Raw genomic sequence first — 23,884 nt, 5'->3', positions numbered from 1 at the left:
CTATGTACCACAATGAGAATGCTTGAGGTGGCTAACCGATTGATATCTATCGATTTAACCTAGTTTTGGTCGGGATGACACGATTTGAACGTGCGACCACTGCGCCCCCAGCGCAGTGCTCTACCAAGCTGAGCTACATCCCGGATATGCAATATAGTTTAATGTAAATCAAAGGGTTAATCTACTTTAATCTGCATCTCTGCTATAAAATCGCTTCAGTTCTGACAAGCCTTGCATCAGGATAGACAGCTTAGTTTTCGACTTCTTCTGACGCTTATAGCTGTTGTCATACACTTTGTAATTACCAAACTTGTCCACCACTGTGGTGGTGGTGTCGGTAATCATAGCAATCTGGGTGTTGTTGCCCGCCAGTACCCATTTGCGCTTCTGAGTATCGAACAGGCTCTTACCACTGCTGAAATCCACTGGGTTGGATGAAACACCAAGCAGCTCTTGCATAAGAGTGACAGAAAGATCAAAGTGGCTGGACTGATTATCAAACTGTTGAGGTTCTTTGCCCGGCCAGTGCATCACAAACGGAACGTTTAGTTGGTATCGGCTGTAGTTCGTACCTGAGCCCCATGTGTTGCTGTTGGTTTCGTTAAACTCAGTGCCATGGTTTGAAGTGATAATAACAACAGTATTTTCCAGTAACTCTCTCTGAGTCAGCTCATCAAAGATTTGTCCGATTACGGCATCCACTTTAACGGTCGCGTTGTCGTAGGCTTTGCGCAGACGTTGTTCAGCTGTGCCAGCACTCTCTTTGCTCTCTTCATTCTCGAAATTCTCCAGAGTAGAGAGTTCAATATAGCTAAACCAAGGATCACTGCTATTGTTCTCAAGCCAGTTTTTCCAGTTGGTTACAGATTGTTGGTCACTGGGTTCCTGTTCACTATTTTCTTGTTCTTTTCCTGCAAGAGCTAAGTTGATGCCATTAAAAATAAGAGAACCATAGCTGCTGTTTTCAAAGCTGTCAGCACTAAACAAGCTAAAGTTGTATCCCTGAGCTTTTAATGTATCAACCATTAGCGGAGTAATGCCCTGAGCACGGATGCTGCTCTGATAGCTGTTAGGAATACCGTAAAACAGGCCTAGTATACTGCTTTCGTTGTTACCTGAGCTGTAGTGGTTGGTGTAGTTCATATGCTGTGCGGCAAATTGCGCCGTTAAAGGCATATTTTCCTGATTCAGGGCATCGGCACGCAGGTTGTTCACCATGACCATAACAACGTTGAAATCTTTACTACGGCTATCGATTGTGAGCGGCTCGATTGGGTAGTTCATCAGGTTGATCAGGTTTTTGTCGTTCTCTTTTCTACGCTGAATAAACTCTTCTCTGTCTAGCAAGCCGTGTTTTTGCATAAATGACTTAGCGGTCATCGGGTAAGAGAGCGGGAAGTTAGCTTTCTGAATGGTGACCGGATTATAAAAAGCAACGTCAGCCCACATATAGATTAGGTGGCTGGAGATAAAGCTGATAAAAAATACAGAGGTGATGGTACGACCGACGCGCTTATTCGTCAGCTTACGTTGCTTGCGCCATATCCACTCTGACAGGCCAAGCTGCAAAAGGAAGATGACCGGCAGCACAATAAATAACTGCTGAAGCTCGGTGGCGATATTGCTCTGATCTTTCTCCAGTAACAGCTCCCATACTGATGGATTCAGGTGCAGACCTACTTGCTGATAAGCCTGCGTATCAAGTAGTAACAGGGTAAGACCGACAGTGGCAAAGCAGACGGCAACAAACCTAAAGAGCTTTCTGGATGGAATGACAAAGGTCAGTGGGAATAAAATAAGCAGGTAGAGAGCGAAAATCAGAAAACTGAAATGCCCCAGCCACGACAGAACTAAATAGCACTGCCCCAGCATAGTTTCCGGCCATGGAGACTGTGTTATATACCGGGTACCAATAAGCATCGCTGCAACGATGTTAAAGAAGGTGAACCAGTGTCCCCAACTTACCAGGCGTGAAACGCGTTCGCCGTATGTATTTCCGCTATCTACCATTTACTTTTCGTTCTTGTTCTTTAGTTAGTGAGTCTTACTCTCTTCAAGAGAGGAAAGCAGCGCTTCTGCAAATTTTTCGGCAATGGCTTTCCTTTGTGTCGCCGGTACATTGTCGTTGAGTACGTTCGTTGCCATGTTCCCTGCAATCATCAGGGTAAGTTCGGAATTTGCGCCATGTTTATCCAGTACTGCCGAGATTTCTGAAAGGATAAGTTCGATTTGGTCATTACTGTATTTCGATGTAATTGGCATAGTGACTCTATATTAATGATAGTGAAAGCGGCTTATGATAACCTACTCTCCCTCACAACTGAAACCTGAACAACAATTTATTCGCTATGAGTATGAATCTTTCTAACGTTATCTTGCATCAGTTAACAAAAAATGATCAAGACGAACTTATCGTAAACTTTCGTTCTGAAGCCCTTGAAAATGATGATTTTTCACAAGATCTCGTTTCAGAGCTTCATCGTGTTTTTAATGCCAAAGCGGGTAAGGGCTTTGGATCGTTTAAATCTGACAGTGATTTTCAAAACTGGTTGCAAGAAGTTCGCCAAGGCGGGCAAAATTTTTACGATTTTTCTCAAAATTGTGCAGGAAGGCTCAAAGATGAGCTCTCCAAATACCCGTTTGCCGATGAAGGCATTTTGGTTTTAGCGGAATATCAGTCCCTTGCGACGGATTATCTGTTTATTGCACTGCTCCCTTCTAACCAGAGCCTGAAAGTAACCGAGCGCCTGGATATCAGCGCTACGGACTATCTGGACATCAGCAAAATGGATATTGCGGCAAGAATAGATTTGTCTGCTTATGAGACAGATTCAGACTCAAATCGCTACCTGACCTACATTAAGGGAAGAGTAGGGCGTAAGGTTGCCGACTTCTTCTTAGACTTTCTGCAGGCTGAAGTAGGACTGGATTCAAAGCAGCAAAACCTTGTATTGATGCAGGCTGTAGACGATTTTTGTACTGATGCTCAGTTGGATAAGCAGGAAACTAACGAGTACAAAAAGCAGGTATTTGACTACTGTAGCGAGCAGTTGAAAGCTAATGAAGAAGTAGAAGTAAAAGAGCTTTCCGGTGAGCTTCCGCAAAGCAGTGACGGCACCAGCTTTATGGATTACACACAAGAGCGTGGTTACGAACTGGAAGAGAGCTTCCCTGCTGATCGTACAACAGTCAGAAAACTGACGAAATATGTCGGTGCCGGTGGCGGCCTGAGCATTAATTTTGACAGTATGTTACTGGGTGAGCGTATCTTTTACGATCCGGAAACCGATACGCTCACCATCAAAGGGACTCCGCCAAATCTGAAAGATCAGTTGGTGCGAAACCGAGGTTAGTTAGAAACCAATAGTCATCAGACCTTTAACGGGCGGCTCTTCAGCCGCCTTTTTTATATAAATAGTGCTTTAGTGATTTTTTTAGTAATAAGAGTCAAAAAAAGCTTGTTTTCTGTGACGGAAATCATTAAAGATGGAGGGGTTAATTTTTTAAATCACAGGGAGCGTATCAAATGATGAGAGTAGGTTTAGTTGGTTGGCGCGGTATGGTTGGTTCCGTACTGATGCAGAGAATGGTGGAAGAGAGAGATTTCGACCATATTGAACCTGTATTTTACAGCACATCTCAGGTGGGCATTCCTGCTCCCAACTTCGGCAAAGAGGCCGGAATGCTGCAAGACGCATTTGATATCGAAAGCTTAAAACAGCTTGATGCCGTGATCACCTGTCAGGGCGGCAGCTATACCGAGAAGGTATATCCGGCTCTGAAACAGGCTGGTTGGAAAGGCTACTGGATTGATGCAGCATCAACGCTGCGTATGAAAGACAACGCCATTATCACTCTTGACCCGGTTAACCTTGCGCAGATTCAACAGGGTATTGCCTCGGGCACTGATACTTTTGTTGGCGGTAACTGTACTGTAAGCCTTATGTTGATGGGGCTGGGCGGCCTTTATGAGAAAGGGCTGGTGGAGTGGATGAGTGCTATGACCTATCAGGCCGCTTCCGGTGCGGGCGCGAAAAACATGCGCGAGCTTATCTCTCAGATGGGCGTAATCAAAGAGTCGGTGGCCACTGAGCTGGCTGACCCTTCTAGTTCTATTCTGGATATCGATAAGAAAGTCGCAGAAACCATCCGTTCTTCTGAATTCCCGACAGATCAGTTCGGCGTGCCACTGGCTGGCTCTCTAATTCCGTGGATAGATGTGAAGCGCGATAATGGTCAGAGCAAGGAAGAGTGGAAAGCCACCGTAGAAACCAACAAGATTCTTGGCCTTCAGGATAACCCTGTGCCTATCGATGGTACTTGTGTACGTATCGGTGCTATGCGCTGTCATTCTCAGGCACTGACCATCAAACTTAAGCAAGATGTGCCGATGGATGAGATCGAAGATATTATCGCCTCGCACAATGAGTGGGTTAAGGTTATTCCGAATGAGCGCGACATTACTGCTCAGGAACTGAGCCCGGCAGTGGTTACCGGTACTCTGTCTGTACCTGTCGGTCGTCTGCGTAAGATGAGCATGGGTAATGACTTCCTGAATGCATTCACTGTCGGTGATCAGCTGTTATGGGGAGCGGCAGAGCCGTTACGTCGTACATTGCGTATTATCCTTGAAGAGAAATAACACCTCACTAACTCATATTGTAAAGGTCAGTAAGTAATTACTGACCTTTTTTTATTACTGTAAAATCCTCTCTGCCCTACATATGGGTTCACTCCATTCAAATTGCTGACCAATTAGCACCAACTAACAAGATTGTTTGCCTGTGCTAACAAAGCAGCGGACTTACATCTTAAGGTGTGGCCGTTCTATTTATGGAGTTATAGAAATGAAAGTCTCATTAAAACTGTTGGTAGTGACGCTAAGCTGGCCCGTTTCTGCTGTCTGCGCAGTCACTGACGGGGATCCTCAGGCATTTATGACGTTAAAAACCGGTTATCAGTGGGCTAACGACGATGCCTTTCCGCATACAGACCCTAGTGGTGGTGTCTGGGGAATCTCCGGCGGGCTACAGTTTTCCCCCGAGTGGAGCTGGGATGTCGGCTATAGCTATCACTCTAACAGAGCAAGCAGAGAGGGTTGGGGGGCTGTTGATGTGAACACTTGGTTCTTTGATACCGCTGCCCGTTATGACTGGTATTTTAAAGATGACTGGAGCCTGTATGGCCGGTTGGGGGCGTCATACTGGACGCTGGAAAAATCGCAGCCGAACAGAGCAAAGCTAAAGGCAAGGGGAATCTCGCCAGTAGCGGAAGCCGGAGTGGGCTATCGGTTTGATGAAAACATTCACCTGTCGGCCGGGTATCAGTATGTTGACAGTATTGGTCGTTCTGAAACCGGCAAGTACGACAACTATGCTCTGATGTTCAACTTAACTTACCGGTTTGGTCAGCCCTCTTCAATTATCACTAAGACAGAAGAAGTACCTGAAACGATCGAGCTCACCGCTGAAGTACCGGCCGAGAAAACCGAAGCAATTATTGATGTGAGGCCAGTTGAACCGGCAGAACCATTAGTAAATAAAGAGCTTGTGGTACCAAAAATTTATACATTTTCTTCACTGACGTTGGGTGAAGAGTACTGTTTTGATACAGATTCAACCCATGTGAGTGACGCCTTTAAACAAGGTTTGAAGCCTATTGCATCAACCTTGGTGTCCTATCCTCAGGCCCGCGTACTTATCGTTGGTCATGCTGATGCCACAGGTACAGAAGTCTATAACCAAAAACTGTCAGAGCGGCGTGCCAGCGCTGTTGCCGCTGAACTTCTGGAACTGGGAGGAAGAATAGGTCAGATGAACCTTAGTGGCAAAGGCGAGTTGGATCCTGTGGCCAGCAATGCAACAGCAGAGGGTAGAGCGAAAAACCGTCGGGTAGAAGTAACGCTATCTTCATTTAAGTATCAACAGTAGGTGTAGTAGTTCGTTATGTATTTCTCTAATAAATCAGCATTTTTACTTACTTTTTCAGTGATGGTTTTGTTTGGTTGCGAATCGGAGGGGGTATTTACTGCCGGTGAGAATATAAAGCAGCCTGCGAGCTCCGCAGCAAAGCTTTTTTACATAGATGTTACCCCCAGAACTACCCTTACTTCATTTCCGGTTCAGTATACGGCAATAGGTAAATACGATGATGGTACTGAAGCTGATATTAGCGGATTGGTGAACTGGAATATGGTGACACCGAATGTCGCCAGTTTTACTCCTGAGGGACTCGCCAGACCTAAAGGAGTAGGGGTGACAAAGATAACTGCTAACCTAGACGGTATTACCAGTGATGAAGTTAGCCTGACAGTCAGACAGTCAATGGTTTGTGGCCATCAATTGGGGAATTTTCTGGATACAGGACCCAACGGAGGTATTAACGATACAGACCTGAACAATGCGGCGGGAAACTGCCTGAAAATCAGAGAAGTTGTTGACCCTGATGACAATAAGACCAAGTGGTTCACTAGTACTCCGTCCGATGTTGTTATGGCTGAGTTGGGCTACATAGAACAGCATAATGCGACAAACAGCGGCGACAGTTATGCGTTCGACTGGCAAAACACCAACCCAACCGGACGTTTTGCCTTGTTTCGTCAGGATGGAGAAAATGTAACACTTCCCGGAGACGGCAATGATGCTGATGCAGGAGTTGGCGGACAATATGATCGTTGGTGTAAAAAGTTGTCCGCCCTGAACTTTGCCGGTCAGTCAAACTGGAGAAGAGCGACAATAGAAGAGTTGTTTGCGCTCAATGTAACTCGTAATGGTGTCGATTTTGGCTGGCCTAATGACCCGGGCTACTTTTCTGCGACACTATTTGGTGAGGCGCCATTACAAGATCACTACCGGATACTATACATAGAGTTAGATTTACCGGACGATTTTGCTGTATGTAACTCTCCGGCAGCAAACGCCGCAAGTGCCCATTACGCGTCGTGTGTATCAAAGTTAGAATAACTAAGCTTTAATTCTGTCTCAGTTAACCTGCCGGGCTGTGCGATTAATCTTCCTTTCCGGCAACCGGCACCACACGGTTGTCGGGATCTGCCAACGCACTGCCACAATGTTTGCAGTGCATGGCATCCGCCTCGTGGCCGTTCTTCATGCAGTTGGGGCACTTTACCAAATCCTTATGTGATGACATCTCATTTTGCAGTTCGGCAGTAATTATGCCGGTCGGCACCGCCAGTATGGAATAACCCAGCAACATGGTCATAGAAGCTATGCCTTTTCCCAGCATGGTTTGTGGCACCAGATCACCGTATCCCACAGTGGTAATCGTCACGATGGCCCAGTAAATACTGATGGGAATACTGGTAAAACCGTTCTCTGGTCCCTCAATTACATAGATAAGTGAGCCAAAGATGGTAACCAGTATGGCTACGGTGCTAAAAAAGATCAGGATTTTACGTTTGGAACTCAGGATTGAGCGCAGTAGTATGTTTGAGTCTTGTAAGTATCTTACAAGTTTCAGAATGCGAAAAATACGTAAAACCCGCAGTAGTCTGATCACTGCCATGTAGTTTGCAGTAGGGAATAATATGGTTAGGTAGGTAGGCAAAATAGAGAGAAAATCGACCACTCCGTAGAAGCTTTTTATATAGGCCGTCGGCTTAGGTGAGCACCATAATCTCACCAGATATTCTATGGTAAATAGCAGGGTAAATCCGTACTCCATATAGCGGAATGTATCTGACCATTCCACCGGCAGTGAAGGGATAGAATCTAGAATTAGTACTACCAGAGAAGCCAATATTGCCACAATTAAGAATAGGTCGAAGGCCTTGCCCTGTGGTGTGTGCGTGCCAAATATAATGACGTATGTCTTATGTTTTAAAGTCTGATCTTTCATATTTTCCTGACTGGCTGTTGAGGAGGATTATGGCTAAACCGGGTTTCCCTCATAAACGGCTTTTCTTTTCGTTCATTTCAGAACTGATCAAACCCGATTGTAGAGAAAAAGTACAATATATATTTCAACTTGTTACTAAGAGCACACTTTTGCTAAAAAAAAGCGCTTCAGGTGGTGAAGCTGGTAACAAACGATATACTGCGTGTAGCACGTAAAATTATTTCAATTGAGCTTTTTTTGTTCTTTTTGTAATTTTTTTACACGACTGAAATGATTAAGTGAATTATTTAAGAAATTTCAGAACCATTGATAGAAAAATCAATGTTGGATTAAATATAATAAAAACAAAAAGATAGCTTAACTATAAACGATTGCATACCCAGTTGTAGGTAAATAAATTTTCAGAACTGATCTGGGTCAATATTTTTCACAGAATGAAATAATATACTCAGTCCTGAAAGCAATTTACTAAGTATGTAGCCTTCTTACAAAATGTGACGTAGTTGTGAACACTGTGAACAAAGATAAGAAATCCATAGCCTTACTAAAGAGTTTTTAAATTTTAAATTATTGGAGAAACATTATGCCTGTAACTAATCTGGCTGAACTAGATGCTCTTGTAGCTCGCGTTAAAGCGGCTCAGGAAGAGTTTGCTACTTACTCTCAGGAGCAAGTTGACAAGATCTTCCGTGCAGCTTCACTGGCGGCTAACCAAGCTCGTATTCCTCTGGCGCAACAAGCGGTTGAAGAATCTGGCATGGGTATCGTGGAAGATAAGGTTATCAAAAACCACTTCGCATCTGAGTTTATCTATAACAAGTATAAAGACGAAAAGACTTGTGGCATTTTGGATGAAGACGAAAGTCTGGGCACAATGACTATCGCAGAACCTGTAGGTATTATCTGTGGTATCGTTCCGACTACTAACCCGACTTCAACAGCTATCTTTAAGTCTCTTATCTCACTTAAGACACGTAACGGTATCATCTTCTCGCCACACCCACGTGCGAAAAACTCAACTAACGATGCAGCTAAACTGGTTCTTGACGCAGCAGTTGCGGCAGGTGCTCCTAAAGACATCATTGGTTGGATTGACCAGCCTTCAGTTGAGTTGTCTAACGCTCTTATGAAGCACGACGGTATTGCTCTTATCCTTGCGACTGGTGGTCCGGGCATGGTTAAAGCGGCATACTCTTCTGGTAAGCCGGCTATCGGTGTAGGTGCAGGTAACGTTCCTGTCGTTATCGATGACACTGCTGACGTTAAACGTGCGGTAGCTTCTGTTCTTATGTCTAAGACTTTCGATAACGGTGTAGTGTGTGCTTCTGAGCAGGCTGTAATCGTTATGGACGAAGTGTATGACGAAGTGAAAGAGCGTTTTGCTTCTCACAAAGGTTATGTTCTTTCTAAAGCTGAAGCGAACAAGGTTCGTAAAGTTCTGCTTATCGACGGCGCACTAAACGCGAAAATCGTTGGTCAGCCAGCAACAGCTATCGCTGAAATGGCGGGTGTTAAAGTTCCTGCTGATACTAAGATCCTTGTTGGTGAAGGTCTTGGTGAAGTTTCTTACGACGATGAGTTTGCTCACGAGAAACTCTCTCCGACTCTTGGTATGTTCCGTGCGTCTTCTTTCGAAAACGCAGTTGACCAGGCAGTTAAGATGGTTGAAATCGGTGGTATCGGTCACACATCTGGCCTGTACACTAACCAGGACGTAAACGCAGATCGTATCCGTTACTTCGGTGACCGTCTGAAGACTGCACGTATTCTGGTAAACATCCCGACAACTCACGGTGGTATCGGTGACCTTTATAACTTTAACGTAGCGCCATCTCTGACGCTGGGTTGTGGTTCTTGGGGTGGTAACTCTATCTCTGAAAACGTAGGTCCTAAACACCTGATCAACAAGAAAACTGTTGCTAAGCGAGCTGAAAACATGTTGTGGCATAAACTACCTAAGTCAATCTACTTCCGTCGTGGTAGCCTTCCGATTGCTCTTGGCGACCTTGAAGGTAAGAAACGTGCGTTCCTTGTTACTGACCGCTTCCTGTTCAACAACGGCTATGCTGACGAAATCGTAAGCCTACTGAAAGCACAGGGTATGGAAGTTCAGACATTCTTTGATGTTGAAGCGGATCCAACACTGTCTGTTGTTGAGAAAGGTGCAGCTCAAATGCAGAGCTTCCAGCCTGACGTAATCCTTGCGCTTGGTGGTGGTTCTCCGATGGATGCTGCTAAGATCATGTGGGTAATGTACGAGCACCCAGAAACAGCATTCGAAGAGCTGGCAATGCGCTTTATGGACATCCGTAAGCGTATCTACAAGTTCCCTAAAATGGGTCAGAAAGCTGAGCTGGTATGTGTTACTACAACATCTGGTACTGGTTCTGAAGTTACTCCGTTTGCCGTTGTTACTGACGACAAGACAGGTGCTAAATACCCACTTGCTGACTACGAGCTGACTCCTCAGATGGCTATCGTAGACGCAAACCTGGTAATGAACATGCCTAAGTCTCTGACAGCGTTTGGTGGTTACGATGCAGTAACTCACGCTCTTGAAGCTTACGTTTCTGTTCTTGCTAACGAATACTCTGACGGTCAGGCTCTGCAAGCACTTAAGATGCTAAAAGAGTACCTGCCTTCAAGCTACGCGAATGGTGCTAACGACCCAATCGCTCGTGAGAAAGTACACAATGCTGCGACTATCGCCGGTATCGCGTTTGCTAACGCCTTCCTTGGTGTATGTCACTCAATGGCTCACAAACTTGGTGCTGAGTTCCACCTGCCACACGGTCTTGCGAACGCACTGCTTATCTCTGACGTTGTTCGTTATAACGCTAACGACAACCCAACTAAGCAAACTGCATTCTCTCAGTATGACCGTCCACAGGCACGTCGTCGTTACGCTGAAGTAGCAGACCACCTAGGCCTGAGCCAGGCGGGTGACCGTACAGCTCAGAAGATCGAACGTCTGCTTGCATGGCTGGACGAGCTGAAGAAAGATCTGGACATCCCAGCTTCTATTCAGGCTGCTGGTGTTGCTGAGTCTGACTTCCTTGCTAAGCTTGATGAACTAGCGGTTGAAGCATTCGATGACCAGTGTACTGGTGCGAACCCACGTTACCCACTGATCACTGAGCTGAAAGACGTTCTATCTGCGGCATACTACGGTAAGCCATATGTAGAAGGTGAGACGTTTGAAGGTACTACAGTAATCAAGAAAAAAGCTGACCAAGCGCCAGCTAAGAAAAAGTAAGAGAACGTTTTGAGATTGTTTCGCTAGCACGACTATCTCATAAGTAATAAAAGCCTCGCACTTGCGAGGCTTTTCTATTTTGTCTGAAGCAAAAAGTTGCCGAAAACTAAGCTGCCATTACTCTGCCGGTGAAGTACTCGTTAGCAATAATGTATTCAGTACTACGGATTAGTTCGTCCTGTAATTGAGCCCAGTGCTCGATATCTTTTTCACCTTTGCTTTTATCCGTAAGAGTCGGGATAACTCCGCCGACACGGATATTGAAAGGGTGTAACTCTTTCGCCCAGCTTTTGGTAAACCCGGAGATCAGGGTAGAGGTGTTTTCCATTCCTGCGGTATTGGTCTCCTCTTCATAGGTGACCAGATTTATAATCACGCCGTTTTTCTGTTGGTTTCTCATATGATCGGCACCAGCCTGACCAAAGCTGAAAAACGGGCAGGTAAGCTTACTGATGGTGCTGGAAAGTTCTCTCTCATCGGTGCTGCCGACCAGAGAAGGGAAAGGCTGACTCGGCCAGTAGTTGATAACCACATCTATGCTGCGATCAAGACTAGACTCTACGTCATCAAACAACTTTTGAACATTGTCGAATGAGCAGTTTTCTAGTGGGTAGCAAACCGGCGCGAGAGGAAACTCCTGACAACGTTTCACAGTTTGTTCCAGGGCGAACTTGTCTTCGTCGGTGACAATCACTTTTGCACCCAATGTGGCAAAATGGCGGGCAAGGGTGCTTCCTAATACGCTTCCTGCCGACGTAACCAGCACGACTGAGTTCTTGATATCCATTCAACTGCCCCTTGTTTCTGCTTACTCTACGCTCTTCCTTTCAGATTTATACTGGTCGAAAAATATTCTGCCGGGTGTGAAAACCATCATGAAAAGCTAATTTACCCTGGGGAAAAATGTAGACTTGCTGGGCTATCTCACATTTGCGGGAGCTGTTGCATATTTGTTGAGGCGGTAACGAGATACGGATATAACAGCGGAACTGTAAACTAAGCGATACTACGACAGATGGTATCGGTTCTGCCGGAGGTAACCAGTTGTTGATAGAGGTTACTGTTATTGACGACGGTTTTAGGCTTTTCAGACAGAGAGCGCTGGGCATGGAATGACAGGTTTCGGTATACCTCTTCACCCAGCCCGTGAGTGTTCTCTGCATGACAGGCAAGAGCATCAGGGCAAAGATCCATCTGCAACTGGGCACTCTGGAAACCACCTTGATGGAATTGGTTGGCGATTTGGGCTGAGCGTGTATAGCTATCAGCATCAGAATGTAGAGTCCGCGCTGCAGGAACGTTTAGCTGGTCCCGAAGGTTTTGTTCTGAGGCTTGTTCTGCCGTGATCTCTTCAACAGAGGTTGTCTCACGTACATCGTCAGAGAACATTGCCAGCAATAGCGCGAAATCGGCGCGGCGGTTTTGCTCCACTGCAGCATTAATATTACTACCAAACTGCAGCTCGTTAATTGCTGCTGTTTGTAGTGTTGCCGCTTGTGTGATGGTGTCTGACTGCATAAAGGCCTCTTAACTGAGTAACCCTTTATCGGCACTCAGTCAGGGAGCTTTAGTAAATAAACCTAAGTAATCTTAAGATGCGGTTTTCTTAAACTGACTCAACATAAACAGGGCGGCTGCACTGACTACTACGGAAGGGCCGGTTGGTGTGTCATAGTGCCATGACATGGCCAGCCCAAGTACTACCGAAACCGTCCCGATAGCTGAGGAGAGAATGGCCATCTGTTCCGGAGTTGCAGAAAATTTTCGTGCCGTCGCGGCCGGAATAATCAGTAGTGAAGTGATGATCAATGCCCCTACAAATTTCATCCCTACTGCAATAACCAGTCCGATCAGCATCATCAGGATCAGGCGGATAAGAGAGACATTAACCCCTTCTACCAGTGCCAGCTCTTCACTCACTGTTGACGAGAGCATCGGTTGCCAGAAGTAGTAGAGAATGGCTCCGACAATAATGACCCCCAGATAGATAAAGTAGATATCTGAAATGGACACAGAGAGCAGATCACCAAACAGGTAGCTCATCAGGTCGATTCTGACATTGTCGAGAAAACTGACCGCCACTAAGCCAAGAGAGAGGGCACTGTGGGCCAGAATACCGAGCAGGGTATCCGTTCCCACCGTTTGCTGTTTTTGCAGAGCAACCAGTATTAATGCTAACGCCAGACAGCAAACAACCAGTGCTAAATAGAGGTTAACGTCAAGCAAAAAACCGAGGGCTAAACCCAACAGCGATGCATGGGCAAGAGTATCACCAAAGTAGGCCATCTTTCTCCAGACTACAAAGGAGCCCAGAGGTCCGGCAATAATAGCAAGACCGATGCCGGCAAAAAGAGCGGGAAGAAGTATATCAATCATGTTGGTGGTTTTCCTGATGTTCTGTACAGTCGCAGCTCTCTCCTTCTACAGGATAACCGGAGAGATCGTGATGTCCGGAATGGTTGTGATGATAAAATGCCAGTGCGCTGTTGTTTTGATTACTGAACAGTTCCAGGTAAGAAGGATGTTTGGCTATGGTTTCCGGTTCGCCTGAACAGCAGATATGGTGGTTCAGACAAACCACTTTGTCGGTTTTTGCCATCACTAAGTGCAGGTCATGAGAGATCATTAAAACCGCACATTGAAAACGATGACGTATTGAGTCAATCAGGTTATAGAGTTCAATCTGTCCCTGAACATCCACCCCTTGTGCAGGTTCATCCAGTACGAGCAGTTCTGGCCGGAGAAGAAGGGCACGTGCAAGCAGCACCCGCTGACTTTCTCCACCGGATAGTTTATGCATATTGTGCTTATGCAGATGCTCAGCACCTACCATTCGAAGGGCGTCCAGTCTTTCCTGCCGACTGTATTTTCCTGCCAGTTTTAAAAAGCGGTCAACATGAAGGGGCAGAGTATCATTTAGTTTTAGCTTCTGTGGCACGTATCCGATAGTTAGCTTTTGCTTTTTCTCTACCTTGCCGGAATCAGGTTTGACTAAACCTATTAATACCTTAATAAGGGTAGACTTTCCGGCGCCATTGGGGCCGATTATGGTGGTGATCTCTCCCGGTTCTATGTCCAGACTGATTTTATTGAGTACATTCCTGTCAGAAAAAGTCACGGTGATATCTGACATTCTCACCAACGAAGCCATAATAAATCTCATTTACAAAGTGAATTGTTATAGTATAACATTCTGTATCTAATGAATAGCGAATGCGGTGGTTTCGCCTGTCTTATGCGCAAACCGGCCATAAAGTCTGAATTTCCGGAGAAAAAATGAAACGTATAGTGTGCGGGTTACTCTCTTTGCTGCTTTCTTCTCACGCGGCGCACGCCATTGATATTGTGACCAGTATTAAGCCGTTACAGCTTATCACACTGGAGATTACTCAGGGAGTGACTAAGCCGGAGTTGCTGGTTAACTCGACAGCTTCTCCTCATGACTATGCCCTTAAACCTTCTGATGTCCGTAAGGTAGTTGATGCTGATCTGGTTATCTGGCTGGGGCCTGAGCTGGAATCGTTTCTGCCTAAAGTAATGGCTAAACAGAAAAGTCAGCTACAACTCTCAGCGTCAGATAAGATTACCTTCCGTGAGTTTGGTGAAGAGGCAGGTTCTCATGAAGGCCACAATCACGGTGCCGAGAGTATTGATCCGCATATCTGGTTGGGGCCATTGCAGGCAGGACAATCTGCAAAGGTTATTACTGACAAGCTGGCAGAAGTCGATCCGCAGCACGCTGAAATTTATCAGAATAACTATAAGGCGTTTATAAAAGGGCTGGACAAAACGGTGGCGGATCTTACCGCAGAGCTGGCTCCCTTAAAGTCTGAAGGTTATTACGTGTTCCATGACGGCTATGGCTATTTTGAAGACCAGTTCAGAATGAATAAGCAGGGTTACTTTACCTTGTCACCGGAAAGAAAGCCGGGGGCAAAAACCATTATTCAGATCAAATCAGAGTTGCGATCAGGAAAAGCCAGTTGCGTATTTACCGAGCCGCAATTTAAACCTTCGATCGTAAAGTCTGTTACCCGCGGCACTCAGGTCACTATCGGCGAACTGGACCCTCTGGCGACCAAAATAGCCGTTAAACCATCCGCTTATTTCGAGTTTTTAGCCGATATGGGCAATCGCTTCAGCCAGTGCCTGAACGGCAAAAGCTAATCCTTCCGTTACCAGAGCAGGCCTAAAATTACATTTTTGCCGTCTGCTCTATGCTCTTCTACAGCACACTTTTGCTCTTCAGTATTTTGCCTATATTTAATAAATCGTTAAATAACAAAGAGTTGAGGTTACTCCCTCCTTGTGGACATTTTGTTTACAGTGAAATAGTTAATTTGCTAATAAATAATGTAAATGAAAACGATTTTTAATTAGGAAATTGATTCAGGACAAGTTTACAGCCATACGGAATTGATATTATCCCTAACATATTAATGGTTATTATTGGTAAATAGTGGTCAGAGGCAAAAATGAAACTCACAGAATTAAAAGACGGGGAAAGTGCGCAGGTTGTCTCTTTTACCGGTCTCTCTTCCGATTTAAAGAAAAAAATTATGGTTATGGGATTGCTGCCTAAGACTGAAATCCGCGTTATACGCAGAGCACCTATGGGTGATCCACTACAAGTAGAAGTCCGCGGTGTCTCTCTGGCGGTGCGTCGTAATATTGCGGCGGAAATAGAAGTGGAGGCTCAGTAATGGCGACTCAATATAATATACTGACTGTCGGTAACCCGAACAGCGGTAAAACAACGCTTTTTAATGCCCTTACGGGAGCTAAGCAACAAGTTGGTAACTGGCCTGGTGTAACGGTTGAAAAGAAAACCGGTCGATTCTCACATGCCGGTGACCAAATTGTTTTAACTGACTTGCCGGGTATCTATGCCCTTGATAGTGGTAATGATGCCAACAGTCTAGATGAGTCTATCGCTTCCCGCGCCGTTCTTACTCATCCTACTGACCTAATCATCAACGTTGTTGATGCCAGCTGTCTGGAAAGAAGCCTGTATACCACGCTTCAGCTACGTGAACTTGGCAGACCAATGATTGTGGTTCTGAACAAGATGGACGCCCTGAAACGTGAGCGACAAGTTATTGATATAGCCGGTCTTGAAAAGGCTTTAGGTTGTCCCGTATTAAGTTTGTCTGCCACAGACTCAGGTCAGGTAGTCCGTTTTAAAGAGAAGCTGCATAAAACAGTGGTACAGGGTGTGGCATTGTCCGCTCTGGAGCTGAACTATGGTGATGAGCTGGAATCAGCGATAGAGAAACTGGCGCCGTTATGGAGTCAGGAGACGGTTTGTAACCGCGCCTTAGCGATTCGCTCACTGGAAAATGATGCTCTGGTTATTAACGGTATGCCGGAGCAGGATCGTGATTTGATTAAGAGCACCCGTGCATCTCTGGATATCGATATTGACCTTCAGGTTGCCGATACTAAGTTCTCCTTTATCCATGAAGAGCTCAAACATATCCGCAGATCAGAAGGTAAGTTAAGCCACAGTTTCACAGAAAAAGCGGACCAATTTGTTCTTAATAAATGGATTGGCGTGCCTTTCTTCTTTGTGGTTATGTACTTGATGTTTATGTTCTCTATTAACATCGGTAGCTCTTTTATCGACTTCTTTGATATCAGTGTTGGTGCTGTCCTGGTTGATGGTGGTCACTATCTGTTTGATGATCATCTTCCGGTGTGGCTGGTCACTCTGCTTGCTGATGGTGTTGGTGGTGGTATCCAGACAGTGGCAACCTTTATTCCTGTTATTGCCTGCCTGTATCTTTTCCTTGCCGTTCTTGAAAGCTCCGGCTACATGGCTCGTGCAGCGTTTGTTCTTGATAAGGTAATGCAGAAGATTGGTCTGCCGGGCAAAGCCTTTGTTCCCCTTGTACTTGGTTTTGGCTGTAACGTACCTTCTATTATGGCGACCCGTACTCTGGATCAGGAGCGTGAGCGTAAGCTGGCAGCTTCAATGGCTCCGTTTATGTCTTGTGGTGCCCGTCTGCCGGTATACGCCCTGTTTGCTGCAGCTTTCTTCCCGGACAGTGGTCAGAACATCGTATTTGCTCTTTACCTGCTTGGTATTCTTGCTGCCGTTATCACTGGTCTACTGCTTAAGAGAACCCTTTATCCGGGCTCAAGTGATGCTCTGGTCATGGAGATGCCGGATTACGAAATCCCGACTATGCAGAACGTGATGATCAAGACCTGGCAGAAGCTGAAGCGCTTTGTTATGGGGGCGGGCAGAACTATCGTTATTGTTGTAACTATTCTGAGCTTCTTTAACTCTCTGGGCACGGATGGTTCCTTTGGTAATGAGGACAGCGAGAACTCTGTATTGTCCCGTGCTGCTCAGGTAGTGACGCCAGTGTTTGAGCCAATCGGTGTTGAGAAAGATAACTGGCCGGCCACAGTTGGTATTATTACCGGTATTTTCGCTAAGGAAGCGGTAGTAGGAACTCTTAACAGCCTTTACTCAACAGCATCCGAAGAGGAGGGTGACGCTGAGTATGACCTTGCTGCCAGCCTTGAAGAAGCGGTAATGACCATTCCTGAGAATCTGGTTGGCCTGAGCTACAGTGACCCACTAGGTATTGAAGTTGGTGACCTGTCTGACTCCGCTGCCGTTGCAGAAGAGCAGGGTGTCGACAACTCTATTTTCGGTAACCTGAAAGCTCAGTTTATTTCCGGTCATGCGGCATTTGCTTATCTGATCTTTATCCTGCTCTATACGCCTTGCGTAGCAGCAATGGGAGCCTATGTGAAAGAGTTTGGCCGTCCGTTTGCAGCCTTTATCGCCAGCTACACTATGGTGTTGGCCTATACCGCTGCGGCTTTCTATCACAATGCACTGCACTTGGCCGAGCAGCCTGCTACCAGCGGCATCTGGATTGTCGCAATCCTTGCTATCTGGACAGCGACCTATCAGCTTCTGAAGCGCGAAGGTAAGAAGCAGTCAATGGCGGAGGTAGCGCTGGTTTGATTCTTCAGCAGATAAAGCAACATATCTTCGAATGTGATTGCGTATCGCGTAAAGAGTTGGCGAAGAAATTCGCCCTCTCTGAAGATGGTGTTGATGCCATGCTTGAGCTCTGGATTAAGAAAGGACAACTGAGCCGTATCGTTGATCTGGATAAGCAGAAGAATATCAGACAGGTTCGCTATAAAGCAGTACAAGATGATGGTATACCTTTAATGGTATTCTCCTGATAGACAAAAAGCGCTGAATATTCAGCGCTTTTTTTATTCCGGCATGACTAAATTAAACGGACTGAAAAAGCCCCTCTTTTGTTAGCTGTTCTGCTATCTGCTTCGCCAGTTTTGCTTGCTCTGCTTCTTCACGATAGCGTCCCGCAGCACTTCCCCAGATTGGCCCCGGCCACGCGATATCTGAAGTAAAACGCGCTACATGGTGAATATGCAGCTGCGGAACCATATTACCCAGAGCGCCAAGGTTAAGCTTATCCGGACTAAATAAGGTTTCCAGCGCCTTACTGATCTGCTGGCTTTCTACTAGAAACTGCTGCTGTTGCTCCATCGGAAGATGGTGGAGTTCACGCAGGTTATCGACTTTAGGTACCAGTATTAGCCATGGAACGCTGTCATCTCTGCTTAACAGCACTTTGCAGAGAGGGAAGTCACCAATATGGGTGGTATCTTTTTCAAGCTGTGGATGAAGAGTAAATGTCATAATTGCTCCCAACAAAAAAGAGCCCCGCAGGGCTCTTTAGCATTACATACGTTCCAGAGTTTCTATACCCAGAAGTGACAGACCCTGTTTTATGGTCTTCGCTGTCAGTGCAGCCAGTTTCAGGCGGCTCTGCTTAACAGTTTCGTCATCGCTGTTCAGGATTGGACAAGCTTCGTAGAAGCTTGAGAACTGACCGGCAAGTTCAAACAGGTAGCTACACATAATGTGAGGCTGACCTTCACGGGAAACCATCTGAACTGCTTCTTCAAACTGAAGTAGTTTAGCGATAAGGCCTTTCTCTTTCTCGTCAGTGATCTTGATATCACCGGCAACATCATCCATAGAGATGCCCGCTTTGGCGAAGATAGAGGCTACACGAGTGTAAGCATACTGCATGTAAGGAGCTGTGTTGCCCTCAAATGCCAGCATGTTATCCCAGTCGAAGATGTAGTCTGTAGTACGGTGCTTAGAAAGGTCAGCATACTTAACTGCCGCCATAGCAACAGTGGTGGCGATTTTCTCTTTCTCTTCAGCATCCAGCTCAGGGTTTTTGCTATCAATAAGCTTCTGGGCACGAACCTGTGCTTCATCAAGCAGATCAGCAAGACGAACAGTACCACCGGCACGAGTCTTAAACGGACGACCGTCTTTGCCCAGCATCATACCGAATGCGTGGTGCTCAAGAGTGACCTCTTCCGGTACATAACCCGCTTTACGAACGATGGTCCATGCCTGCATCAGATGCTGGTGCTGGCGTGAATCGATAAAGTAAAGCACGCGGTCTGCGCCTAGTGTTTCGTAACGATATTTAGCACAAGCGATATCTGTTGTTGTGTACAGGAAGCCGCCGTCACGCTTCTGGATGATGACACCCATAGGCTCGCCGTCTTTGTTTTTGTATTCATCAAGGAACACTACCTGAGCACCGTCATCTTCTTGAGAGATACCTTTTGCTTTCAGGTCTTCAATGATTGGTGGCAGCATGTCGTTGTACATGCTCTCACCCATAACGTCTTTGTTGGTCAGGGAAACGTTCAGGCGGTCGTAGTTACGCTGGTTGTGCACCATGGTGATATCAACCAGTTTCTTCCACATCTCAGCGCAGTACTCATCACCACCCTGAAGTTTTACAACGTAGCTACGTGCTTTCGCTGCGAAATCTTCATCTTCGTCGTAGAACTTCTTAGACTCACGGTAGAAGGCTTCCAGATCCGCCAGTTCCATAGAAACTTCATCAGATTCATTCTGAACACGCTCTAGGTTGGCGATAAGCATACCGAACTGTGTACCCCAGTCACCGATGTGGTTAGCACGGATTACTTTGTGACCCTGAAACTCAAGAGTACGGACAACAGCATCACCGATAATAGTTGAACGAAGGTGACCTACATGCATCTCTTTAGCTACGTTTGGCGCCGAGTAGTCAACAACGATGGTTTTCTGCTCTTCCTGTGCAACACCTAAACGGCTGTCTGCCAGTGCCTGTTCGGCTTGCTTAGCAAGAAACTCTTCGCTCAGGAAGATATTGATAAAACCCGGGCCGGCAATTTCAGTTTTGCTGGCAATACCGTCAAGATCCAGAACATCCAATACTTTTTGTGCAAATTCTCGCGGGTTTGTACCGAGTTTTTTTGCAACGCCCATCACGCCGTTAGCCTGATAGTCACCGAATTGTGGTTTTGCTGACTGTCGGACCGCAGCAGGGCTTCCTGCTGGTGCGCCAGCGGCTTCGAGAGCCTGAGATACTTTGTCGTTAATCAGTGTTTGGATATTCACACGCGTTTCCTTCAATTCTGAGAATTGTTATTTATGCAATACGCCCAGTTTCCACTCTAATGGAAATGAATGCATATCTAATTTGGATTCATAAAATGGCATTTATAGTATCAGGGAAACAGAGCTTCTAACAGATAATAACAAGTAAAATTTCCTAATTTTTCTCCCTTGCTGATAATATATGTCTGTTTCTTTCCTTTTAGACAGATGATTATGAGCAATCCCTTGTTAACAAACGATTTACAACCATTCGAAATGATAAAAAATGTGCAAGATTTCGCCACGAAAGTGCAAGCTCTTGCTACGGATATTGGTGTGAATATCCAGCCTCTTCAGGCTGACCATATTGCTTTGCGCATTAACGATCAAAAAGTGGCCGAGGCGGCTCATACAGAGTGGCTGAGTTATGGCCGGGTTATCTCTCAGGCGGTGATTAATGGCAGACCGATTATTGTTTTAGAATTTAGTCAGCCATTGGCAGTGGCAGGCTGGAAAATAGAGTGTCTGGAACTGCCTTATCCCGCAGCAGGCAAGCGCTATCCGAGGGAAGGGTGGGAGCATATTGAGTTTGTGGTTGAATCTGACAGCTTGACGGCAGAGGAGTTTCTGAACGACCTCAAAAACTACGCTCCTGCACTCGATACAGAGTGGGATAAACTGGCAGACAAAGGGATAAAAACCAAGCTTTCCAGCCCTAAAGGTGAAGGGGAGCGTCTGGCAAATCCGACAGTCGCTTTTAAGCGTGAAGGCGTCTGTATTAAGTTCCACCCACATAGCCTGAAGAAAGTGGTGGAATCAGAGCAAGCCTGATCTCAGGTATTAAAAAAGCCATGAATTTCTTTCTTCATGGCTCTTATTTTTATCTGATTTAATTAACCTTCAAGGCCTGCGCTGGCTGACTTATTCTGAATCAACTCAACCATATAGCCGTCAGGATCTTTCACAAAAGCGATCTCTGTTGAACCACCTTTTACCGGGCCCGGTTCACGGGTTACGTTGCCGCCAGCCGCTTTGATAGCGTCGCAGGTTTTGTAGATATCATCTACCCCGATCGCGATATGGCCAAAGGCGCTGCCCATATCATACTCTGTCGTTCCCCAGTTATAAGTCAGCTCAATAACCGCACCTTGTGATTCGTCTCCGTAACCAAGGAAAGCAAGAGTGTACTTATACTCACTGTTTTCGTTTTTACGCAGCAGATCCATGCCCATCACATCAGTGTAAAACTGGATAGAACGGTCTAGATCTCCCACGCGTAGCATGGTGTGTAAAATACGGCCATTTGACATTGTCATTACTCCTCTGGATAGACTTTATCTTTATATTCACATAAATCTTCGATGATACAGCTGCCACATCTGGGCTTTCTGGCCACACAGGTATAGCGCCCGTGCAGGATCAACCAGTGATGAACATCCAGCTTAAACTCTTTAGGAACCACTTTAAGCAGCTTGCTCTCTACGTCATCAACGGTTTTACCCATGGCAAATTTGGTTCGGTTTGAAACTCGATAGATGTGGGTATCTACCGCAATGGTAGGCCAGCCAAAAGCGGTATTAAGTACCACATTGGCGGTTTTCCGGCCGACACCGGGCAATGCTTCCAGTGCTGCCCTGTCTTCAGGTACTTCACTGTTATGCTGCTCAATCAGAATCTTGCAGGTTTTTATCACGTTCTCAGCTTTAGAGTTAAATAAGCCGATGTTTTTATATACTCTTTTACTCCGTCGACACCAAGGGCAAGAATAGACTCTGGTGTATTGGCGACTGGATAGAGCTTATCGGTGGCTTTGTTTACGCTGACATCTGTGGCTTGCGCTGAAAGCAGTACTGCTATCAGCAACTCGAATGGCGAGCTCCAGTTTAGCTCTGTTTCAGGGTTTGGGTTGTTCTCCCTTAGCCGCTCAAGTATCTCTACTCTCTTGTTATTATTCATATTTTATTGCTTCAGTGTTGAGTTTTATTTATTGGTAATCCGTTACTGGGTTACTCTGACGCGCTCAATGGCAGCTTTCTGTTGTTTTGGTTTTCGGGCTGCAACTTGCGAGTCAATTATATTTTTGAAAGCGATCAGGAAACCGACGGCAATAAAGGCGCCCGGAGGAAGAAGAGCCAGCAGGAAGCTATTTTCAACCTGAAACACTTCGATTCTCAGTACCGATGCCCATTCACCCAGCAACAGGTCTGCGCCGTCAAACAGAGTACCATTGCCCAATATCTCTCTTATTGCGCCTAGTACGACAAGAACAGAGGTCATCCCTAACCCCATCCAGAGACCGTCAAGGGTCGCCGGAAGCGGGCTGTTTTGTGCTGCATAGGCTTCGGCGCGACCAATAATGATACAGTTAGTTACGATCAGCGGAATAAAAATGCCCAGAGAGAGGAACAATCCGTAGGCGTAAGCGTTCATTAGTAGTTGTACGCAGGTCACCAGCGAGGCGATGATCATAACGAAAACCGGAAGACGGATCTCTTTAGGCACATAATCTCTTACCAGTGAAACGGACAGGTTAGAGCCGAGTAACACCAGCGTTGTCGCGATTCCCAGCCCTAATGCATTGGTCACGGTTGATGAGACGGCAAGCAGCGGACATAAACCGAGCAGCTGCACCAGTGCCGGGTTATTGGTCCACATTCCGTTTTTAAACAGTTCTCTGTTCTCACTCATTGTCGCCTCCACAGTTTATTGCCTGTGAGTATAAGGTGTCCCGGTTCTGATTATAGAAGATAGCGGCATTCTTAACGGCTTTGACTACGGCTCTTGGCGTGATAGTCGCTCCGGTGAACTGGTCAAATTCCCCACCATCTTTTCGTACTTTCCATGTGTCCAGATTGCTTTCGGTTACTTTTTTGCCGGTAAAACTATAGATCCAGTCAGAGACCCTGATATCAACTTTATCACCGAGCCCCGGTGTTTCCTGATGAGCAAGTACCCGCGTGCCGGTAATACTGCCGTCATAGTTGAATCCGACTAGTAATTTGATAGAGCCGTTATAGCCATCTGGTGCGACTGTCTCTATTGCCATTGCCCGGTTCTCTGAACCAAGAGTACCGATATAAGCGTGTTGTTGCTCGCGACTGCCCAATAACTGGGACTGAACCATCGTACAGTGCTTATAGAGCTCGTTGTCATACAGCTGATGGGGGATAACCTGATTCAGGGTTGTTTTTAGCTGATTCACTTCCTGAGCCTTGATGGTGTCTTTGGTCAGGGCATAAGTCACAGCAACCAAGCCGGTACAGGCGCAGGCAAAGATGGCTAATGTGACCCCGTTTTTTCTTATTGCGGTTAACATACTTCCT

At 46.0% G+C, this 23,884-nt stretch carries 22 protein-coding genes, 1 tRNA gene and 1 pseudogene; 10 read left to right on the top strand and 14 right to left on the bottom strand.

The genetic code is table 11. The features are described 5' to 3' along the window. Positions 1-66: 66 nt before the first annotated feature. The 3 genes from PK654_RS10450 to PK654_RS10440 form a co-directional block, all read right to left on the bottom strand. Positions 67-143 (bottom strand) — tRNA-Pro (locus PK654_RS10450). Between the two features lie 43 nt (positions 144-186). After that, positions 187-2,010, bottom strand: coding sequence for a DUF3413 domain-containing protein (locus tag PK654_RS10445; RefSeq protein ID WP_271695735.1), 1,824 nt, complete (start codon positions 2,008-2,010; stop codon positions 187-189). 24 nt (positions 2,011-2,034) lie between these two features. Continuing rightward, a complete protein-coding gene (locus PK654_RS10440) occupies positions 2,035-2,262 on the bottom strand; it encodes a YejL family protein (RefSeq protein ID WP_271695734.1) in 228 nt (75 codons plus the stop codon). An 86-nt stretch (positions 2,263-2,348) separates the two neighbouring features. Between PK654_RS10440 and yejK the strand changes: the two genes are divergently transcribed. The 4 genes from yejK (at position 2,349) to PK654_RS10420 (ending at position 6,962) form a co-directional block, all read left to right on the top strand. Then, complete coding sequence (gene yejK / locus PK654_RS10435) at positions 2,349-3,353, top strand: nucleoid-associated protein YejK (RefSeq protein WP_271695733.1); 1,005 nt, start codon at positions 2,349-2,351, stop codon at positions 3,351-3,353. Between the two features lie 176 nt (positions 3,354-3,529). Next, positions 3,530-4,642: an aspartate-semialdehyde dehydrogenase gene (gene asd, locus PK654_RS10430; RefSeq protein WP_271698855.1), complete on the top strand. Its 1,113-nt coding sequence runs from the start codon at positions 3,530-3,532 to the stop codon at positions 4,640-4,642. Positions 4,643-4,847: 205 nt separating this feature from the next. Continuing rightward, positions 4,848-5,930 carry an OmpA family protein gene (locus tag PK654_RS10425; RefSeq protein WP_271695732.1) on the top strand — a complete coding sequence of 361 codons (1,083 nt, stop codon included), beginning with the start codon at positions 4,848-4,850 and terminating at the stop codon, positions 5,928-5,930. Positions 5,931-5,945: 15 nt separating this feature from the next. Then, a complete protein-coding gene (locus PK654_RS10420) occupies positions 5,946-6,962 on the top strand; it encodes a hypothetical protein (RefSeq protein ID WP_271695731.1) in 1,017 nt (338 codons plus the stop codon). A gap of 43 nt (positions 6,963-7,005) precedes the next feature. On the opposite strand, the gene PK654_RS10415 is transcribed toward PK654_RS10420, so the two are convergent. Continuing rightward, positions 7,006-7,857 (bottom strand): ion transporter, encoded by an 852-nt coding sequence (locus PK654_RS10415; RefSeq protein ID WP_271695730.1) that lies wholly within the window; start codon positions 7,855-7,857, stop codon positions 7,006-7,008. 583 nt (positions 7,858-8,440) lie between these two features. On the opposite strand from PK654_RS10415, the gene adhE reads away from it, so the two are divergent. Continuing rightward, positions 8,441-11,113 carry a bifunctional acetaldehyde-CoA/alcohol dehydrogenase gene (gene adhE, locus PK654_RS10410; RefSeq protein WP_271695729.1) on the top strand — a complete coding sequence of 891 codons (2,673 nt, stop codon included), beginning with the start codon at positions 8,441-8,443 and terminating at the stop codon, positions 11,111-11,113. A 106-nt stretch (positions 11,114-11,219) separates the two neighbouring features. On the opposite strand, the gene PK654_RS10405 is transcribed toward adhE, so the two are convergent. The 4 genes from PK654_RS10405 to znuC form a co-directional block, all read right to left on the bottom strand. Next, positions 11,220-11,900: an SDR family oxidoreductase gene (locus tag PK654_RS10405; protein WP_271695728.1), complete on the bottom strand. Its 681-nt coding sequence runs from the start codon at positions 11,898-11,900 to the stop codon at positions 11,220-11,222. A gap of 209 nt (positions 11,901-12,109) precedes the next feature. Beyond that, positions 12,110-12,631: a VC2046/SO_2500 family protein gene (locus PK654_RS10400; RefSeq protein ID WP_271695727.1), complete on the bottom strand. Its 522-nt coding sequence runs from the start codon at positions 12,629-12,631 to the stop codon at positions 12,110-12,112. Between the two features lie 72 nt (positions 12,632-12,703). Continuing rightward, positions 12,704-13,489, bottom strand: a complete 786-nt coding sequence (znuB, locus tag PK654_RS10395) for a zinc ABC transporter permease subunit ZnuB (RefSeq protein WP_271695726.1) — start codon at positions 13,487-13,489, stop codon at positions 12,704-12,706. Next, the gene (gene znuC, locus PK654_RS10390) at positions 13,482-14,264 is read right to left on the bottom strand and encodes a zinc ABC transporter ATP-binding protein ZnuC (RefSeq protein WP_271695725.1); all 783 of its coding nucleotides are present in this window, start codon (positions 14,262-14,264) and stop codon (positions 13,482-13,484) included. The genes znuB and znuC overlap by 8 nt, the downstream gene beginning before the upstream one ends. 125 nt (positions 14,265-14,389) lie before the next feature. Between znuC and znuA the strand changes: the two genes are divergently transcribed. The 4 genes from znuA to PK654_RS10370 all read left to right on the top strand — a co-directional run bounded on the left by znuA (position 14,390) and on the right by PK654_RS10370 (position 18,325). Next, entirely contained in the window at positions 14,390-15,280 is an 891-nt protein-coding gene (gene znuA / locus PK654_RS10385; RefSeq protein WP_271695724.1) for a zinc ABC transporter substrate-binding protein ZnuA, read from the top strand. Between the two features lie 308 nt (positions 15,281-15,588). Beyond that, positions 15,589-15,816 (top strand): FeoA family protein, encoded by a 228-nt coding sequence (locus PK654_RS10380; protein WP_271695723.1) that lies wholly within the window; start codon positions 15,589-15,591, stop codon positions 15,814-15,816. Then, positions 15,816-18,098 carry a Fe(2+) transporter permease subunit FeoB gene (gene feoB, locus PK654_RS10375; RefSeq protein WP_271695722.1) on the top strand — a complete coding sequence of 761 codons (2,283 nt, stop codon included), beginning with the start codon at positions 15,816-15,818 and terminating at the stop codon, positions 18,096-18,098. Before PK654_RS10380 ends, feoB begins: the two co-directional genes overlap by 1 nt. Then, a complete protein-coding gene (locus PK654_RS10370; RefSeq protein WP_271695721.1) occupies positions 18,095-18,325 on the top strand; it encodes a FeoC-like transcriptional regulator in 231 nt (76 codons plus the stop codon). Before feoB ends, PK654_RS10370 begins: the two co-directional genes overlap by 4 nt. A gap of 52 nt (positions 18,326-18,377) precedes the next feature. Here the strand turns inward: PK654_RS10370 and PK654_RS10365 are convergent, their stop codons facing one another. Together PK654_RS10365 and argS are read right to left on the bottom strand one after the other, a co-directional pair. Beyond that, entirely contained in the window at positions 18,378-18,806 is a 429-nt protein-coding gene (locus tag PK654_RS10365; RefSeq protein ID WP_271695720.1) for an HIT domain-containing protein, read from the bottom strand. 42 nt (positions 18,807-18,848) lie between these two features. Next, on the bottom strand, positions 18,849-20,582 hold the full coding sequence (argS, locus tag PK654_RS10360) for an arginine--tRNA ligase (RefSeq protein ID WP_271695719.1): 1,734 nt from the start codon (positions 20,580-20,582) through the stop codon (positions 18,849-18,851). A gap of 213 nt (positions 20,583-20,795) precedes the next feature. Between argS and PK654_RS10355 the strand changes: the two genes are divergently transcribed. Then, entirely contained in the window at positions 20,796-21,392 is a 597-nt protein-coding gene (locus tag PK654_RS10355) for a VOC family protein (protein ID WP_271695718.1), read from the top strand. A 62-nt stretch (positions 21,393-21,454) separates the two neighbouring features. On the opposite strand, the gene gloA is transcribed toward PK654_RS10355, so the two are convergent. The 4 genes and pseudogenes from gloA to rsxG form a co-directional block, all read right to left on the bottom strand. Then, entirely contained in the window at positions 21,455-21,871 is a 417-nt protein-coding gene (gene gloA / locus PK654_RS10350; protein WP_271695717.1) for a lactoylglutathione lyase, read from the bottom strand. A 5-nt stretch (positions 21,872-21,876) separates the two neighbouring features. Continuing rightward, positions 21,877-22,517 (bottom strand): annotated as a pseudogene (gene nth, locus PK654_RS10345) (endonuclease III). Positions 22,518-22,559: 42 nt separating this feature from the next. Further along, positions 22,560-23,249, bottom strand: coding sequence for an electron transport complex subunit E (locus PK654_RS10340; RefSeq protein WP_271695716.1), 690 nt, complete (start codon positions 23,247-23,249; stop codon positions 22,560-22,562). Beyond that, positions 23,242-23,877, bottom strand: coding sequence for an electron transport complex subunit RsxG (rsxG, locus tag PK654_RS10335; protein ID WP_271695715.1), 636 nt, complete (start codon positions 23,875-23,877; stop codon positions 23,242-23,244). The genes PK654_RS10340 and rsxG overlap by 8 nt, the downstream gene beginning before the upstream one ends. Positions 23,878-23,884 lie beyond the last annotated feature (7 nt).

This window comes from Vibrio sp. SCSIO 43137, from assembly GCF_028201475.1.
Lineage (GTDB): Bacteria > Pseudomonadota > Gammaproteobacteria > Enterobacterales > Vibrionaceae > Vibrio.
This window is presented reverse-complemented; position numbering and strand designations above follow the sequence as displayed.

Bases quoted from the DNA above. Each gene is read 5' to 3' on its own strand.
- PK654_RS10400 (WP_271695727.1), bottom strand. From the start codon at position 12,631: ATGCAGTCAGACACCATCACACAAGCGGCAACACTACAAACAGCAGCA.
- znuA (WP_271695724.1), top strand. From the start codon at position 14,390: ATGAAACGTATAGTGTGCGGGTTACTCTCTTTGCTGCTTTCTTCTCAC.
- PK654_RS10440 (WP_271695734.1), bottom strand. From the start codon at position 2,262: ATGCCAATTACATCGAAATACAGTAATGACCAAATCGAACTTATCCTT.
- PK654_RS10365 (WP_271695720.1), bottom strand. From the start codon at position 18,806: ATGACATTTACTCTTCATCCACAGCTTGAAAAAGATACCACCCATATT.
- adhE (WP_271695729.1), top strand. From the start codon at position 8,441: ATGCCTGTAACTAATCTGGCTGAACTAGATGCTCTTGTAGCTCGCGTT.
- yejK (WP_271695733.1), top strand. From the start codon at position 2,349: ATGAGTATGAATCTTTCTAACGTTATCTTGCATCAGTTAACAAAAAAT.
- znuB (WP_271695726.1), bottom strand. From the start codon at position 13,489: ATGATTGATATACTTCTTCCCGCTCTTTTTGCCGGCATCGGTCTTGCT.
- PK654_RS10340 (WP_271695716.1), bottom strand. From the start codon at position 23,249: ATGAGTGAGAACAGAGAACTGTTTAAAAACGGAATGTGGACCAATAAC.
- PK654_RS10405 (WP_271695728.1), bottom strand. From the start codon at position 11,900: ATGGATATCAAGAACTCAGTCGTGCTGGTTACGTCGGCAGGAAGCGTA.
- PK654_RS10380 (WP_271695723.1), top strand. From the start codon at position 15,589: ATGAAACTCACAGAATTAAAAGACGGGGAAAGTGCGCAGGTTGTCTCT.
- rsxG (WP_271695715.1), bottom strand. From the start codon at position 23,877: ATGTTAACCGCAATAAGAAAAAACGGGGTCACATTAGCCATCTTTGCC.
- gloA (WP_271695717.1), bottom strand. From the start codon at position 21,871: ATGTCAAATGGCCGTATTTTACACACCATGCTACGCGTGGGAGATCTA.
- asd (WP_271698855.1), top strand. From the start codon at position 3,530: ATGAGAGTAGGTTTAGTTGGTTGGCGCGGTATGGTTGGTTCCGTACTG.
- PK654_RS10425 (WP_271695732.1), top strand. From the start codon at position 4,848: ATGAAAGTCTCATTAAAACTGTTGGTAGTGACGCTAAGCTGGCCCGTT.
- PK654_RS10415 (WP_271695730.1), bottom strand. From the start codon at position 7,857: ATGAAAGATCAGACTTTAAAACATAAGACATACGTCATTATATTTGGC.
- PK654_RS10445 (WP_271695735.1), bottom strand. From the start codon at position 2,010: ATGGTAGATAGCGGAAATACATACGGCGAACGCGTTTCACGCCTGGTA.
- PK654_RS10355 (WP_271695718.1), top strand. From the start codon at position 20,796: ATGAGCAATCCCTTGTTAACAAACGATTTACAACCATTCGAAATGATA.
- znuC (WP_271695725.1), bottom strand. From the start codon at position 14,264: ATGGCTTCGTTGGTGAGAATGTCAGATATCACCGTGACTTTTTCTGAC.
- feoB (WP_271695722.1), top strand. From the start codon at position 15,816: ATGGCGACTCAATATAATATACTGACTGTCGGTAACCCGAACAGCGGT.
- PK654_RS10420 (WP_271695731.1), top strand. From the start codon at position 5,946: ATGTATTTCTCTAATAAATCAGCATTTTTACTTACTTTTTCAGTGATG.